The sequence below is a fragment of the Halosimplex halobium genome (assembly GCF_051414055.1).
GTDB lineage: Archaea > Halobacteriota > Halobacteria > Halobacteriales > Haloarculaceae > Halosimplex > Halosimplex halobium.
Genome location: NZ_JBLKNX010000011.1, coordinates 96462 through 112611 on the forward strand (window position 1 = coordinate 96462; position 16150 = coordinate 112611).

Annotated in this window: 8 protein-coding genes; 3 read left to right on the plus strand and 5 right to left on the minus strand. The window is 68.1% G+C overall.

All coding sequences use genetic code 11. The features are described from left to right. Positions 1–140 precede the first annotated feature (140 nt). From ACMGFG_RS12665 to ACMGFG_RS12675, 3 genes are all read right to left on the minus strand, one after another. Positions 141–848 (minus strand): cysteine hydrolase family protein, encoded by a 708-nt coding sequence (locus ACMGFG_RS12665; protein WP_436930687.1) that lies wholly within the window; start codon positions 846–848, stop codon positions 141–143. A 400-nt stretch (positions 849–1248) separates the two neighbouring features. Further along, the gene (locus ACMGFG_RS12670) at positions 1249–1956 is read right to left on the minus strand and encodes an isochorismatase family protein (RefSeq protein WP_436930688.1); all 708 of its coding nucleotides are present in this window, start codon (positions 1954–1956) and stop codon (positions 1249–1251) included. A 198-nt stretch (positions 1957–2154) separates the two neighbouring features. Beyond that, a complete protein-coding gene (locus tag ACMGFG_RS12675; protein ID WP_436930689.1) occupies positions 2155–3546 on the minus strand; it encodes an MATE family efflux transporter in 1392 nt (463 codons plus the stop codon). Between the two features lie 626 nt (positions 3547–4172). Here ACMGFG_RS12675 and ACMGFG_RS12680 point away from each other — a divergent pair. Continuing rightward, the gene (locus tag ACMGFG_RS12680) at positions 4173–5126 is read left to right on the plus strand and encodes an alpha/beta fold hydrolase (RefSeq protein ID WP_436930690.1); all 954 of its coding nucleotides are present in this window, start codon (positions 4173–4175) and stop codon (positions 5124–5126) included. Between the two features lie 270 nt (positions 5127–5396). After that, positions 5397–6434: an AbrB/MazE/SpoVT family DNA-binding domain-containing protein gene (locus ACMGFG_RS12685; protein WP_436930691.1), complete on the plus strand. Its 1038-nt coding sequence runs from the start codon at positions 5397–5399 to the stop codon at positions 6432–6434. A gap of 114 nt (positions 6435–6548) precedes the next feature. Here ACMGFG_RS12685 and ACMGFG_RS12690 read toward each other — a convergent pair whose 3' ends face one another. Further along, positions 6549–7886 carry an RNase J family beta-CASP ribonuclease gene (locus tag ACMGFG_RS12690; RefSeq protein ID WP_436930692.1) on the minus strand — a complete coding sequence of 446 codons (1338 nt, stop codon included), beginning with the start codon at positions 7884–7886 and terminating at the stop codon, positions 6549–6551. Positions 7887–8369: 483 nt separating this feature from the next. On the opposite strand from ACMGFG_RS12690, the gene ACMGFG_RS12695 reads away from it, so the two are divergent. Continuing rightward, the gene (locus tag ACMGFG_RS12695) at positions 8370–14444 is read left to right on the plus strand and encodes a PAS domain S-box protein (protein WP_436930693.1); all 6075 of its coding nucleotides are present in this window, start codon (positions 8370–8372) and stop codon (positions 14442–14444) included. Positions 14445–14520: 76 nt separating this feature from the next. On the opposite strand, the gene ACMGFG_RS12700 is transcribed toward ACMGFG_RS12695, so the two are convergent. After that, entirely contained in the window at positions 14521–15927 is a 1407-nt protein-coding gene (locus tag ACMGFG_RS12700; RefSeq protein ID WP_436930694.1) for an FAD-dependent oxidoreductase, read from the minus strand. Positions 15928–16150: the final 223 nt, after the last annotated feature.

Here is a 16150-nt window from a genome sequence, read left to right on the forward strand (position 1 = left end):
CATTCTACACAGACCCAGTCTGCACCCCTATATTTAAAATTTCCCTACAAACAGGCAATAATAGTATTAATATCTTTAAAACAGGAAATTATTGAGCAAGAGCTATCCACGCCGCTCGTTCCGTGGATCTCGGTGTGGCCTCAGTCGTCAGCGACAGCCCGTGTCGTCCGGAGTTCGTCGAGAACCTCGTCAACGGGCAGCACGTCGGCGTATTTCATGTCCATGTCGAACAGCGAGATCTTGTGGGAAATGACCGACCGGTCGGCGGCTGCCTCGATCGGGACCACGACGTGGAAATTCGACGAATGGGCGTCGACCGCCGTGGCGCGCACGCAGCCGCTGGTCGTCATCCCCGTCACGATCAGCGTGTCGATGTCGTAGTGGTGGAGCAGGTTCGCCAGGTGCGTGTCGAAGAAGGCACTCGCGCGCGGCTTCTGGATCACCACATCCTCCGGTTCGGGCGCCAGGTCCTCGTGGATCTGGTTCCCGGTCTCCCACATCTCGACGAACTCCTCGTCGGTCCCGCCCGCCGACTTCGTCGTCCCCTGGTAGTCCGGAGGGAAGTGCTCGGCGTCGGTCCCATGAGTGTAGAACACCGGGACATCCGCCTCGCGGGCGGCGTCGATCAACCGCTCGTTGGCCTCGATGGCCGGCTGGCCCGTGTCGGAGCGGCCGAGATAGTACTCGTCGCTGACGAACGCGTTCGTCATGTCGACGACGAGGAGCGCAGGGTTGTCCCCCCACTCCCGACGGAGTGACTCGACCCGGTCGTCACTCTTGCCGAAGTACGCCAGGTCTTCCTCCGGGACCTCGTCGGGCACGTAGGCCTCCTTGAATTGGTCAGACATCAACCCAACGCACAAAGTACATAGACATATGCCGATTGATTTCGGCAGTAATTTCTTATATAGGTATATTATCTAGAGATAACTGTTTGTTTGTCATTCCACAATATATCCGGTCTCCGGCCGTCGACCGTCGCGTATCCGCCGTCAGGGGCAGTCTGCGCCCGTGCGGGCGAGTTCGCGACCGGATCGGCGGCCGGAGTCCGCCACAGGACCCTCAAAGTCCTTCATGACATGGTCACAGTATACATCGATAAGAGATGTTCCTGACGGAGAATTCTATGACTCCGCATTTTCGGCGGTATTTATTCGATATTTACGACGTATAGCGACCGAGAGAATCATAGGGAAAAAGAGAAGACTGTCGAATAGCAGGAAAACCGAGAGGACTGCTGCGTGTCCGCTACGCGGTGGTGGCGGTCTCGGTCTCGACGACCTCGTCGATCCGTTCGAGCACAGTGTCGAGGGGTCTGACGTCGGCGTATTTCATATCCATGTCGAACAGCGACATCTCGTGTGAACTGATCGATCGGTCCGCGGCGCACTCGATCGGAACGACCACGCGGAACCCGCTGGAGTCGCCGTCGACGACTGTAGCACGGACGCAGCCGCTGGTCGTCATCCCCGTTACGATCAGCGTGTCGATGTCGTAGTGGTGAAGCAGGTTCGCCAGGTGCGTGTCGAAGAAGGCGCTCGGTGCTGGCTTCTCGATGACGACGTCGTCCGGTTCGGGAGCGATCGGGTCGGAGATGACGTTGCCCTCGGTGAGGATCTTGCGGTACTCCTCGCTCATCTCGTCGTCGTCACCGGAACTGCGGTAGTCCTCCGGGTAGACGCCGGCGCTCGTGGGCGTCGTGTAGAACACGGGGAGCTCGGCCGCTCGAGCGGCATCGAGCAGCCGCTCGTTGGCCTCGACCGCGGCCTGACCGGTGTCGGTCCGGCCGGTGGCGTACTCCCCGTCGACGAACGCGTCCGTCATGTCGACGACGACGACCGCGGGGTTGTCTCCCCAGCCGACCTCGTCTCCCATCCCGCCCTTCTCGAAGTAAGCGAGGTCGTCGTCCGATACGTGGTCCGGTACGTACGCATCCGCTACGGGTGTCGATCCCATACGTCCTGTGTCGGGAGGTGCCATATGACTCTTGTCAGCAAATAGTTAATATGTATTAAAGGAAAACAATCGATTCCCCGATTGATAACGGACGAATTTCAGATCTACCCGTGTATACTGCGTATGAACCCGATCATACGATCTAAAATACAGCCGCCATACCGGGAGCGACGAGCAGACGGTGGTGCATTCGGGGAGTCAATCGTTGCTGATGCTTCCCCGTGTCTCCATGCCGTCGAGCGCTGCTTCGATCCAGTTGCTCCCGCTGTACCAGCCGAACACCAGCGCCAGTCGACACACGCCCGACAGGACGATCCCCGCGTAGGCGGCCAGGACGCCGTAGCCGAGGACGACACCGCCAACGTAGGTGACTCCGAGCAGTAGCCCCGTCCCGCCGAACAGTTCGGCGAGGAACGGCTTGATCGTCTCGCTGCCGCCCTGGAGCGCTCCCGCGTAGATCCGTGAGAGCGTCCGGAACACCGAAGCGATGGCGAACACCTGAATGAACACCGTCGCGGCCGCGAGCGTGGCCTGGTCGTCACCGAAGAACCCCGCAAGGGCCTCACTCCAGAGGAACACACCGGTGCTGAGGACGACAGTCGTGAGGACGCCGAACGACGCCAGCGCCGCCGTGTTGAACCGCACGTCGTCGACCTCTTGAGCCCCGAGTGCCTGGCCGATCTGGATGCTTGAGACGACGTTGAGGCTCCGAGCCAGCGGCCCCGTTAGCTGCTGGGCCACGCGCCGACCGACCTGGTAGGCCGCGTAGATCTCGACCCCGAAACCGACGAGGATCGCGCTCAGCGGGAAGGAGGCGGCCGTCCGCGAGAGTCCCTGGACGGTGCGCGGCGTGCCGACTTTGACGATCTGTCTCATGATGACCAGGTCCCTCGGTCTGATGAGCTCGACGTCGGTTCGAGAGCTCAGCATGAATCCGACTACCGCCCCACCGGCCAGCACGTTCGCGCCGGCCGTCGAGAGTGCCACGCCGACGACCTCGAGTCGCGGCAGCGGTCCCAGACCGAGCCCCAGCGAAACCGTCCCCGCGATGTTAACGACGTTCGACCCACCGCGGATATACATCGGCGTCTTCGTGTCCCCGGTTCCCTGTAGCGCCTTCTCCCCAATGAGTGTGACATGCCGTGCGGGCGCGGTTCCGAGGACGATCATGAGGTAAGGCACGCCGAGCGCGATGACCTCTTCGGTCGCGCCAAAGATACTCAACGCGGGGCGGGGGAGGACAACGGCGAACACCGTGAGCGGTATCCCTACGAGGAACCCCAGTACGAGTGCCTGCGAGATCGCTTCGTTCTTGTTGGTGTCGGCGCCACTGCCAGTATCCTGACTCGACAGCGACAGCGCGCCGGTCCCGATGCCGATGCCGGTGAACAGCGCTACCCGCGCGTACAGGTTCGCCAGCCCCAGTGCCGCGATAGCCGCGGGCCCGAAGATACCGGTGACGATCAGGTCCGTCGTCCGCATCCCGGTTCGAACGGCCGTCTGGACGGTTATCGGCCACCCGAGGTCGATGATCTCCCGCCACTTCGCGAACAGCCGTGCGCGGGAGGTGAAGACTGAGAGAGCGCCCATTCGATCAGTGTCCCCTCAGCGTCGTTTCGTTCCGGACACGCTCCGGGACGCTCGCGCGGTCTCGGCTGGTGTTGAACGCCGACACGACTCGACGCCTCGCGAGCCGTCTCACGTCCGGGGCGACCCCCGCAGAGGGTGTCGCCTGCCTATACATGTCGCACACAGTGACCGGGGGTATTCATTCGTATTTGGAACGCGGGCCGATTTATTTAAATCCACCATCCAAACACATCCGAAACCCTATTATTGAACAGTATTCGTCGGGAACACCTGGTACAATTATAATCTATCAACATGTCAGCGTCGGGCCGACGGCCTGGCTGCCGAGGGTCGCCACGTCCGTGACCGTGACCACTGTCTCTACTTCGAACCCGGGTATCCCGAAGACGAGCGGCTCTCGGGGGTTGTACCCCGGGCTCGCACTGGGTCGCGACCGTGCCTCCGCCCGCCAGCAGGGGAGCGTGTGGTCGCCGCGACGTACACTCGCCCCGAGCGGAAGGGATGACGCGTATTAATACTTTAAAATCCTGTACCATATACGCCCATAGAACTATGTATTTTGTAATATAACGAGATTACCGTGTTGTCTGTAATCCATATTCGGGAAACGGAGGACGGTTCGTAAGATGGCATCGACGGACACTGATACGACGGCCGAGATGTTCTCCGACATCCCGGAGGACGCGAGTATCGACGGGTACGATCCCGAGTTCGTCGACGTGGACGGGATCCGCACGCGTTACTACGATGAGGGGAGTGGCGACCCACTGGTCCTGATCCACGGCAACAACTGGAGCGGTTCGAGTAGCGCGAACTCATGGTCGAAGACGTTCGAGTACCTGAGCGACGAGTTCAGGGTGCTGGCGGTCGACCGCATCGGCTGCGGACTAACCGACAACCCCGACGACCCCGAGGACTTCCGGTACCAGTCCGACATCGACCACGTGCTGGGGTTCATCGAGGCGCTGGACCTCGACTCGTGCCACATGGCGGGGTGGTCGCGGGGCGGCGGGCTGGCGACGCGGGTCGCCGTCGAGGAACCTGACCTGTTCGACTCGCTCGTCATCTGCAACAGCGCGACGCTCGGTCCCGCCGCGGGTGACGGAAACCACCGGCGGGACATCATCTTCGAGATGGACGAGTTCGGGCTGGAGAAGACCGACCCCGAGTGGATGGAGTACTTTTACGACCACTACTCGCACCAGAAGGAGTACATCACGGACCGGCGGTGTCGGACCGCGGCGTACATGGAACGGCGGGAGAAGGCCCGCGAGACGGCCCGGATCATGGACGACGAGGGGCAGATGGAACACTGGCAGACCTCGCTCGACGAGGAGATGAACGAGGCCCACCAGCGGATCAAAGACGGGGTACTCGACATGCCAGTGCTGTACGTGTTCGGACGGGACGACCCGACAGTGCCGCCAGTGATGGCGTTGGCTGCCTTCGATATGATCGGTCAGGAGAACGCGGACATCCGGATGAAGATCTTCAATCGATGTGGCCACATGATCTTCCTGGAGTATCCCGAAGAGTTCTCTACGACGGTCACGGAGTTCATTACCCACTACCACTCGTAGCGGTATCCAATGCGTTCACCACCGCAGTGCCCTTCGATGGCCCAGCCGCGAGCGGGTTCGCGTCCCGCGTCCGCCAGCAGCCAGTTCGTTGCCGTCGGCACGAGTCGACAGCAACGAAACAACAGTCACGGCGAAAAATCCCTCGACATGGGCTAGAATATCCATAATTTTCTAATATTGTCCAATAAATGGGCGCTAAAGAAAATAATAAGTGACTATTCGATCTATTCATAACCAACAACGATACCCCCTGTGGATGCATCAGTAAACATGAAACGACAGGTCCAGAAGCTCGGGTCGTCGACGGTCGGCGTCTCCGTACCGGCCGAGTGGGCACAGGCCCAGGACATCGATGAAAGCGACCAGTTGATCGTTCGGGAATCCAAAAGCGGAGATTCCCTGCTTTTGATCCCCGAGAGTCCTGCGGACGAAGATCCAGAGACACGGATCAACGCAGAGACACTGGAACAGGACAGTCTCGAACGAGTACTCGTCAGCCAGTACGTGCTCGGGCGTCAACTGATCCACATAGATGGGTCGGACTCGCTGGATCTGGCCCACTGCGACGGCGTTACGGAGGCCGAGAAACGATTGATGGGCCTCAACGTGGTCGAACAGAACGACGACTCCGTGACGATTCGCTGTTCCGTCGCGCCCAGCGACTTCGACATCACGACGCTACTGGAGCGGCTCCACCGGACGGAGGCGTCGATGCGTGCCAGCGCGGTGTCTGGCCTCACCGACGGCAACGCCGCGGCCGCCCGTACCGTCGCCGGTCGCTACCGACAAGTCGAAAAACTCTACTTCCTGTTCCTGCGGCTCTTGTTCGCGACATATCGGAACCCACGGCTCAGACAGGCCGTCGGTCTGGAAGCGGAGCTCCCGATCATCGGGTTCCGGTCGATCGCCTCGGACATTCTTTCGATGGCCGACACGGCGTGCGATATCGCGTCGATCGTCACCAAACAGGATGGCCAGTTGCTAGATCCGGAGATGAGCGAGCGGATCGGGGCACTCCACGACACGATCGACGAGGCGTCAGACATCGCATTCAGGTGTATCGAAACTCGCGACCAACGGACGATCAAGCGGGCCCACGACACCTTCGACCAGATCGACGAGCAGGTCGAATCGACGAACGAGCACCTCGAAGCGAAGCGCCCCGAACCGTTGCTCACCCTCCAGCGATCGGTGACGCTGCTCGAACGGACCGCCAGATACGCGGAGAACAGCGTCTCGGTCGTCACGGACATGAGCGTCTACGACCCGTTGACCGCCAACCCCGCGCTTAACGGGGATGTAGCGTAGCACGGAGCGGCCGCGCTACCTCCCATCTCAAATGGGCGGACTTTCGCGCTGTTATCCCTATAGGTGAGGTGAATGCCTCCACCGTTCGCCACAGGAGGTGGTCGGTAGAGGGTGTCAGACCAGCTGGATGGTGTTCCCGTTGGAGGTGATGTGCAGGTCCTCACCCAGCTCGTACCCCTGGCTCGTCGCCAGATCGACGTACCCGGAGAACCCGGCAAGGTCCTGGTGGGCGGGGATGACGTGCTCGGGCTGGAGCGCGTCGAGCATCTCGTAGTGGCCCTCCCGGGAGAGGTGACCGGAGACGTGCACGTCGTCGTAGATGCGGGCGCCCTGCATTCCGAGCAGCGTCTCGCTCTGGTAGCGCTGGCCCTCGTTGGTGGGCTCGGGGATGATCCCCGCCGAGAAGATGACCTTGTCGCCCCTGTCCAGTTCGTACGGCGTCTCGCCGCGACCCATGCGGGTGAGCATCGCCCGCGGTTCGCCCTGGTGGCCCGTCACGACGGGCAGGAAGTTCTCCTTGCCCTCGTTCATGATCCGCTCGAACGTCCGGTCGACGGAGTTGCGGTGGCCGTACATCCCCAGGTCGTCCGGGAACTCCACGGCGCCGATGCGTTCGGCGGTGCCGGAGTACTTCTCCATCGACCGGCCCAGCAGGACGGGCTGGCGGCCGATCTCCTCGGCGAACTCGACCAGCGAGGTGACCCGCGCGATGTGGCTGGCGAACGTCGTCGCGACGATACCGCCGTCGTAGTCCTCCAGCGAGTGCATGAGGTCCCGCAGTTCGCTGCGGGCGACGGCCTCGCTCGGCGTGCGGCCCTTCTTGTTGGCGTTGGTGCAGTCCTCGATGTAACAGAGGACGCCCTCGCGGCCGATCTCGCGGAACCGGTCCATGTCGATGGGGTCGCCGACGACGGGGGTGTGGTCCATGCGCTTGTCGAGGCCGTAGACGACGGCGCCCTCGGGCGTGTGCAGGACGGGGTTGATCGCGTCGATGGTCGAGTGAGTGACGTTGACGAACTCCAGTTCGGTCTCGTCGCCGATGGACATCGTCTCGCCCGCCTCCATCTCGACGAGGTCGTTGTCGACCTGGAACTTCCCCTCGTCGTCGATCTCCTCCTCGACGAGCGCGAGCGTGAACGGCGTCGCGACGACGGGCGCGTCGTAGCGGTGGGCCAGCTTGGAGATAGCGCCGATGTGGTCGAGGTGGCCGTGGGTCGGCACGATGGCCTGGACGGTGCCGTCGAGGTCGGCCATGACGCGGTCGTCGGGGATCGCGTCCATGTCGATCAGGTCGAGGCTGTGCATGCGCTCGGTCTGGACGTCGTCGTGAATCAGTACCTTCGAGAGGTTGAGGCCCATGTCGAAGACGACGATGTCGTCGTCGGCACGGACGGCCGTCATCTGGCGGCCGACTTCCTCGTAGCCGCCGATAGTTGTGATTTCGAGTTCCATGATAGGTCCGATCGGAGCGATCCCAGAACCCATCTCAGAGTCCGCCCGCGAAGGAGAGCAGGCCGTACGGACGCCGTCGGCAATTGCACAGAACGGGTCGCGATTCGTGACGGGTCCGGTACGGCCTTCCCGGGGACAACGCGTCTCGGTTACGTTGGCATCCGCGACCACGGCGTAAATAGTTCCCGGAACGGGGACCAGTGACTGGTCGGCGGTTCCGGCGTCAGTCGAGTACCCATACCGCCACCACGGGGACGCAGGTCGCCGACCGACAGGCACGCAGCGACCGGGCCGTGGACCGGTCGGCGCCGCCGACCACGGCCGAGGAACAGTCCGCGGTCGCGCCGGGGAGGGCCGCACGAGTCCGGGAGGGCCGAGCGGCGGTTCACGGGCGATCAGCGCGCGAGTCGAGTTTCCGCCCGATCCCGACGGACGCCGGCCCCCCGCGAACGATTTACGGCGGTCGAGACGAACATGGTACCCATGTTTCCGGTGGGATCCGGCGCCGTGCGGTCCGTGGTCGCGGGTGGGGAAGCGGTCGCGGAGGCGCTCTCGGATGCGGCAGCGGGCGACGAGCGGTCGCTGACCGTCGCGGCCGTCGACGCGGAAGCGGACGTGGACGACGTCGTCGCCCTGGCGGCGAGCGCGGACGAAGCAGCCGACTCGGGAGGCGCGGACGAGCGGGCGGCCGAGCGCGGGGCGGACTGTCTGGTCGTCGACGGCGGCGCGACCGGCGTCGACGCGGAAGCGATTCTCGACCGCTGGACGGCCGAGCGACCCGACGACCCGGCCGTGGTGTTGACGGACGGGTGGGACGACGCCCGGGAGGCGGCGGTACTGTCAGCGGGGGCGGCGGAGACGCTCCCCCGGCGGCTCGTCGAGGCCGACCCGGGGCTGGTCGCCGAGCGGATCGGGTCGGCGGTCGACCGTGAGCGCGCCCGCGACACGGTCCGGACGCTGTACGACGGTGTCGCGGGGGTGGCCGCGGTCCACGACCCCGAGACCGGCGCCCTGCTCGACGCCAACCGGGCGTTCTGTGACCTGGTCGGGCAGGACCGCGAGGCGGTGCGGTCGACGGACCTCGCGGCGTTCACGGCCGACGTGCCCGGGTACGACGGCGAGCGGCTGGTCAACGCCGTCACGAGCCTGTCGGAGGGCGCGGACCCGATCGAGCTGGAGTGGCCGGTGGCGACGGCCGACGGGTCGGTCCGGTGGGTCGAGTCGCGGCTCCGGCGGGCCACGCTGGGCGGGCGGGCGGTCGTCCTCGCGACGGCCGTCGACGTGACAGAGCGTCGACGCCGCGAGCGCGCCTACGAGCAGGTGTTCGACAACGTCAACGACGTGATCACGGTCCACGACCCGTGGGACGAGCGGCTGGTCGAGGTCAACGAGACGATGGCCGAGCTGACCGGGTACAGCCGGGCGGCGCTCGTCGAGATGGACGTCGCGGGGTTCACCGTCGACGGCGCCGAGGGCGGCGAGCGCGCCTACGAGGTCCAGCAGCGGGTCGCCGCGACCGGCGAGGCCGAGACCGTCGAGTGGGAGGTCGAGACGGCGGGGGGCGAGCGCCGGGTGCTGGAGGTGAACCTCGCGCCGGCCACGATCGCCGGCGAGGACCGCGTCCTGGCGCTGTCGCGGGACGTGACCGAGCGCCGCGAGTACGAGCGCCGGCTCGAACGGGAGCGCGACCGGCGGTCGGCCCTGTTCGAGAACAACCCGGACCCGATGCTCCGGGTCCGTTTCGAGGGCGAAGAGCCGATAATCCGGGAGGCGAACGCCGCCTTCGAGGACGTGTTCGGGTTCGCGGCGTCGGACGTCGTCGGCTCCGGCGTCGGTGAGACGGTCGTCCCGGAGAGCGAGCGTGCGGAGTACGAGCGGCTGCGAGCGACGGTCGCGCGGGGCGAGCCCGTCGAACGCGAGATCACCCGGCAGACGGCCGACGGGACCCGGGAGTTTTTCGTCAGGGTGATCCACTTCAGTACGGACCCGGGGGCCGACGCCGACGAGTCGGCCGACGCTGACGAGGCGGTCAGCGCCGACGGGGCGACCGACGCCTACGTCTGGTACACCGACGTCACCGAGCGGCGCGAACTGGAGCAGACCTACCGGGGCGTCTTCGAGAACGTCTCGGACGGGCTCGTCATCCACGACCCCGAGACGGGCGAGATCACCGACGCCAACGAGCGGTTCTGCGAGATGAACGGCTACGACCGCGCGGAGCTCCTCGGGGAGACGGTCGACGTTGTCGCGGCGGCGGACCACGCATACGAGGACGCCCGCGAGCGCATCAGGGCGGCCCGCGAGGAGGGGCCGCAGCTGTTCGAGTGGCGCAACCGGCGGGCGGACGGCGAGACCTTCCCCGTCGAGGTCCACCTCAGCGTCGTCGACATCCGCGGCGAGGAACGGGTCCTCGGCAGCGTTCGCGACATCACCGAGCGCAAGCGCCGCGAGCGGGAGTACGAGCAGATCTTCGACGGCGTCAACGACGGGATCGTCGTCCAGGACCCCGAGACGGCCCAGCCGCTCGACGCGAACCGGACGTTTCTCGACCGCCTGGGCTACGACAGCGTCGCGGCGGTCCGCGAGGCGGGGTTTGCGGCCCTCAGCGCGACGGAGGCGGGCTACACCACCGAGCGGGCGCGGGAGATCTGCCACCGCGTCATGGAGACAGGCGAGCCCGAGACCGTCGAGTGGCAACAGGAGACGAAGTCGGGCGAGCGCCGGTGGATCGAGGCGCGGGTCGCCACGGCCGAGATCGGCGGCGAGGACCGGATCCTCTCGATGCAGCGCGATATCACCGCGCGCAAGCGCCGCGAGCGGCTGATCCGCGCGCTCCACGAGGCGACCGACGACCTCCAGCACGCGTCGACCCCGCGGGCGGTCTGCGAGGCCGCCATCGACGCCGCGACCGAGGTGCTCGACCTGTGGCTGCCAACCTGCTGGCTCCACGGGGGCGCCGACGGCGACGGCGGGGGCGGCGACGCCGACGTGCTCGAGCCGGTCGCGACCGGCGACGAGATCGACGACCTCGCGCCCGGCGAGGGGCCGCGCCCGCTCGAACCCGGCGACCTGGAGTACAACGTGTACGAGACGGACGAGCGGGGCGTCTACGACCCCGAAGCCCTCGACGGCGGGACGCCCCCCGGCGACGCGGTCCTCGTGCCGCTCGGCGAGCACGGGCTGTTCGCCGCGGTCGACCGGGACGGCGACGGGTTCGACGAGGTCACGCTCGACGCGGCGGGGATCCTCGCCCGCCACGTCACCACCGCGCTGGACCGCGTCGAGCGCGCCCGGGAGCTCCGCGAGAGCGAGCGCCGCTTCCGGCTCATCGCCGAGCATATCGACGAGATCGTCTACCTGGCGGCGGCCGACTTCTCCGAGATCCGCTACATCAACGACGCCTACGAAGAGATCTACGGCCGCCCCGTCACGGAACTCGACGCGGACCCGACCGCGTTCGTCGAGGCGGCCCACCCCGACGACCGGGCGGCGTACGAGGCCGACGTCGAGCGGCTGGTCGCGGACATCGAGGCCGGCGACCCGGACGAGGCCTACGAGGGGGAGTACCGGATCCGGCGGGACGGGGAGACGCGGTGGGTCTCGGTCACCCGGTTCCCCGTCGAGGGCGACGACGGGACCGTCGACCGCATCGTCGGCCGCGTCCAGGACGTCACCGAGCGCAAGCGCCGCGAGCGGGAGTACGAGCAGATCTTCGACGGTGTCAACGACGCGATCACGGTGTTCGACCCGGCGGCCGGCGAGATAACCGACGTGAACGAGACCTACCGGGAGATGCTCGGCTACGACCTCGAGGCGATCCGGGAGCAGGGGATCGAGGGGCTCAGCGCTACCGAGGAGGGGTACACCGGCGAGCGGGGGTGGGACCTCATCCGGGAGGTCGCCGAGACGGGCGAGCCCGAGACCGTCGAGTGGCGCGGTGTGACCCGCTCGGGCGAGCGGATCTGGCTCGAGGTCACGCTGGCGCCGGCAGAGATCGGCGGGGAGCTGCGGGTCCTCTCGATGCAACGGGACGTGACCGAGCGCAAGCGCCGCGAGCGGGAGTACGAGCAGATCTTCGACGGCGTCACCGACGCGATCGCGGTCCACGACCCCGACACCGGCGAACTGCTCGACTGCAACGAGCGGATGTGCGAGCTGACCGGGTACGACCGGGAGGCACTGCTCGCGGCCGGGATGGACGCGGTCAACGTCCCGGCGGAGGGCTACTCCGGCGAGCGCGCCCGGGCGATTATCGACGACGTGATGGACGCCGACGAGCCGGGGAGCCACGAGTGGCTGATCGAGCGGGCGGACGGCGAGCGACGGTGGCTCGAGGTCAACGACACGCCGGCGACGATCAACGGCGAGCGCCGGTATCTGGCGATCATGCGCGACATCACCGAGCGCCGCCGGACCGAGCGGCGCCTCGGCGCGATCCTCGACCGCATCGACGAGGCCATCTTCATGACCCGCGCCCGGGAGATCACCGCCGCGTCGCAGTCGCCCGACTACGTGAGTTCGGGCTACGAGCGGATCTGGGGCCAGTCGCTGGAGGCGATCCGCGAGACGTACGAGGACGGCTTCTTCGGGACGCTCCACCCCGACGACGAGCGGGCCTACCGCTCGTTCGTGGCGGGGATCGCCGACGACGTCGACGAGGGGACGGCGGCCGATAGCTACTCCCACGAGTACCGCATCGAGCGACCCGACGGGGACCGGCGGTGGGTGCAGTCGGACTTCTACCCGACCGACTGGGAGACCGGCGACGACCGGATCGTGATCGTGAGCCGCGACGTCACCGACCGGAAGGCCCGCGAGCGCCGCATGGCGTCGTTCGACGACGCGACCGACGACCTGGCGACCGCGGACACCCCGGCGGAGGCGACCCGGACCGCGGTCGAGGCGGCCGCCGAGACGCTCGATCTCCCCGCAGTCGCCGCGTTCCTCTACGACGGCGACGACGGCGTGCTCCGCCCGGAAGCCCTGACCGAGCCGCTGCCCGACGCGGAGGCGGTCGACCCCGTCGGCCCGGGGGACGGACACCTCTGGGAGGGGTTCGCGACCGGGACGGTCGTAGCCCCCGACGGCGGGCGCGGCACGGCCGGAGGCGACGGCAGCGAGGACGGTGCCGGCGGGAGCGGCGGCGACGAGGAACCCGAGATACTGGCGGACCTGGCGGCGTGGCGCGGGCTCGCGCTGGGCAACCACGGGGTCCTGCTGGTGGGTTCGCCCGACGGCGCGCTCGGCTCCGAGCGGGTCCAGGCGGCTCACGTCCTCGCGGCGACGCTGGAGGCGGCGCTCAACCACCTCGAGGGACGCCAGCGACTCGAAGCGCGCGAGCAGCAGCTCCGCACGCAGACCGAGCGGGCCGAACGGCTCGACCGGATCGCCCGACTCACCCAGCGGGTCGAAGCCGCGATCACGGACGCGACCGACCCCGGCGAGGTCGAGCGGGCGGTCTGCGAGCGCCTCGCCAGCTCCGGCCCCTACGAGCTGGCGTGGGTCGGCGGCGTCGAGGTCGGCACGGACCGGCTGGCCGCCCGCGCGGTCGTCGGCGCCCCGGAGGGGTACGTCGAGGGGCTGGACCTGACGACGGCCGGCGACACGGCCGACCCCCACCCGGCGGTCGCGGCCTGGCGGCGCGACGAGGTGCGGGTCGCCGACTCGCTCGTCGGCGCGGGCCCGGCCGACGACTGGCGGCGCCGCGGCCTCTCGGAGGGGTTCCAGTCGCTGTGCGCCGTCCCGCTGACCTACGACGGGATCACCCACGGCGTGTTGACCGTCGGCACGGACTCGCCGAAGGCGTTCGGCGAGCGCGAGCGCGAGGTGCTCGCGCAGCTGGGCACCTCGATCGCGAACGCGCTCGTGGCGGTCGAGCGCCGCCGGGCGCTGGAGTCCGACGAGACGGTCGAACTGGAGTTCGCCGGCCCGGGCGACGCGCTCCCGTTCGCCCGCGCGGCGGAGGCCGCCGACTGCCGGGTGTCCCTCGAACGGACCGTCTCCCGCGGGGACGGCTCCGTCAGCGTCTACTACGGCTTCGAGGGGGACGTGCCCGACGACGCCCCGGAGGTCGCGCGCCGGATGCTGCCCGGGACGGTCGACGTGGTGGCCGAGGAGGCGTCGTCGACGCTGGTCGAGACGCGGGCCGACGAGTGGTTCGGCGCGCCGCTGGCGGAGTACGGCGGCGTCCTGCGGGAGGCGACGGCCGACCCCGACGGGGCGACGGTCGTCGTCGAGGTCCCCCGCCAGGCCGACGTGCGGTCGTTCGTCGACCGGCTGGCGGGGATCGCGCCGTCGCTCGACCTCGCCGCGCGGCGACAGCACCGCCAGCGGGACCGGACGCCGGCGGAGCTGGCCGACCGGGTCCGGGGCGAACTCACCGACCGGCAGTTCGAGGTCCTCCGGACCGCCCTCTCGGCGGGTTACTTCGAGTGGCCGCGGGCGAACGACGGCAGCGAGGTCGCCGACCGCCTCGACATCACGCAGCCGACGTTCAACAAACACCTCCGGATCGCCGAGCGCGAGGTCTTCGGGCTGCTGTTCGATACCGAGACGTGACCGGCGGTCGCCATGTGCGGCCGCACCGGTGGACGAGCAGGCGTGACGGGGGCGACGACCCGGTATCGGCGACCGGTCACCGGACGCCGTCCGACCCGACTGCAGCCAGTCGCTCGCAGAGCGCGGGGCCGAGCGGGACGGTCCGCAGGAGGGCGACCGGCGCCAGCGGCGACGCGGTATCGGGGACCGGGTACTCGTGGTCGGGCCGAGCGGCCGCGGCCGTCCGGAAGAGGGTCGCGAGCCGGCGGGCGCGCCCCGCCGCGTAGGCGTCGACGACCGCCGACGCCGACCGGTCCGCGCGCGTCACCGCCCTGGCGAACGCGATGGCGTCCTCGACCCCGAGCTGGGTCCGGAACCCGGTCGCCGGCGCGACCGGACAGGCGACCGGCCCGCAGGCGGCCACCCGTCCGCTCCCCCACGACCCGGGCTGTGGCGGTCCGCCGGCAACCCGGACCTGCCGGACGGTCGTCGGTTCGACACCGTCGAGCTCGCCCGCGACCCCGGCGTCGTCCGGCAGCACCGTCCTGGGGCTCACTTCGTCGGCCCCCGGACCGCGGTCCGGGGCCGGCGCCGTGACCCGGACGCGCTGGCCGGGCTCGCCGGGACGGGGAAGCCGCTGGACGAGCGCTCCGTCGTGCCACCGCTCCCGGATCCGGTCGTCGTCGGGGTCGCCGTCGGTCGCGGTCTCGTACTGGACCAGCGTCGCTCGCTCGACCGGGGGTCGGTCGGCAGGGCGAACCGAGGGATCCAGTCCGCCCGCGTCGACGACCACGTCGAACCACTCGCGGACGCCGTCGGCGAACTCGACGGCGACCCCGTCCTCGCGGGGGGCGAGCGCTGCGATGGGCGTGTCGCGCCGGCGCTGGCGGTCGCCGAGGCGCGCTTCGAGCGTCCGGCGGAGGGAGCGAGTCCGGACGAGCACCGACGACGCCTCGACCGTCGTCGTCCCCCCGCTGTCCGCGGCGTCGGTCGCCCCCGTCGAGTCGACGCCCCGGACGGACACCGCGCGTACGGCGACGCCGCAGCGCCGTACCGTCGCACCGACGCCGACGGCGTCGAGCACTCCGAGCGCCGGCGGCGGCAGGGTGGTCACCCCCGACGGCGGCGACGCGTCGCCCCCCGCCACGACCAGCGGGTCGTACCCCGCCCGCCGGAGAACCAGCGCGAGCGCCGTGCCGACCACGGTGGCCCCGACGACCAGAACCTGCCTGTCGGGGTGGCCCCCGATCGCGTCGTCGGTCGGTACCGGGACCGCCGGGTCGCCGAACCTGTCGGCGTCGGCGGCGTCGATCCGTCGGACCCGGTCGGCGGACTGGGTGGGGCCGTCGGGCGGCGGGTCCCCGTCTGTCCGTGGACCCCTGTCTGGCGGCGGATCCGGCTCCCCGTGGCTTCGGCCGGGGCCGTCCAGCCAGTGGCGACCGAGCGGTCGGCGGGTCCCCGAGGCGGAACGGCCACTCGGATGCGACGGTCGACGGTCCTGCATTCGGTGGCCGTTCGCGGCCCCCGTACCTAAGCGGGCGAACCGTGTTTCAGGCCGGGAAACAGTACGACCGCCCGAGGCGCCGTCGCCGGGACCCCGACCGTGCGGTCGACACCGGCGACCGTGTGAACAGTTGCCATCACAACGTGTATTGCCTCCGCGAGTGGGCCGGACAACGCCAGTTGCCAGTACACCGAGGGGGACGAGGGGAGACAGTACGGACGAG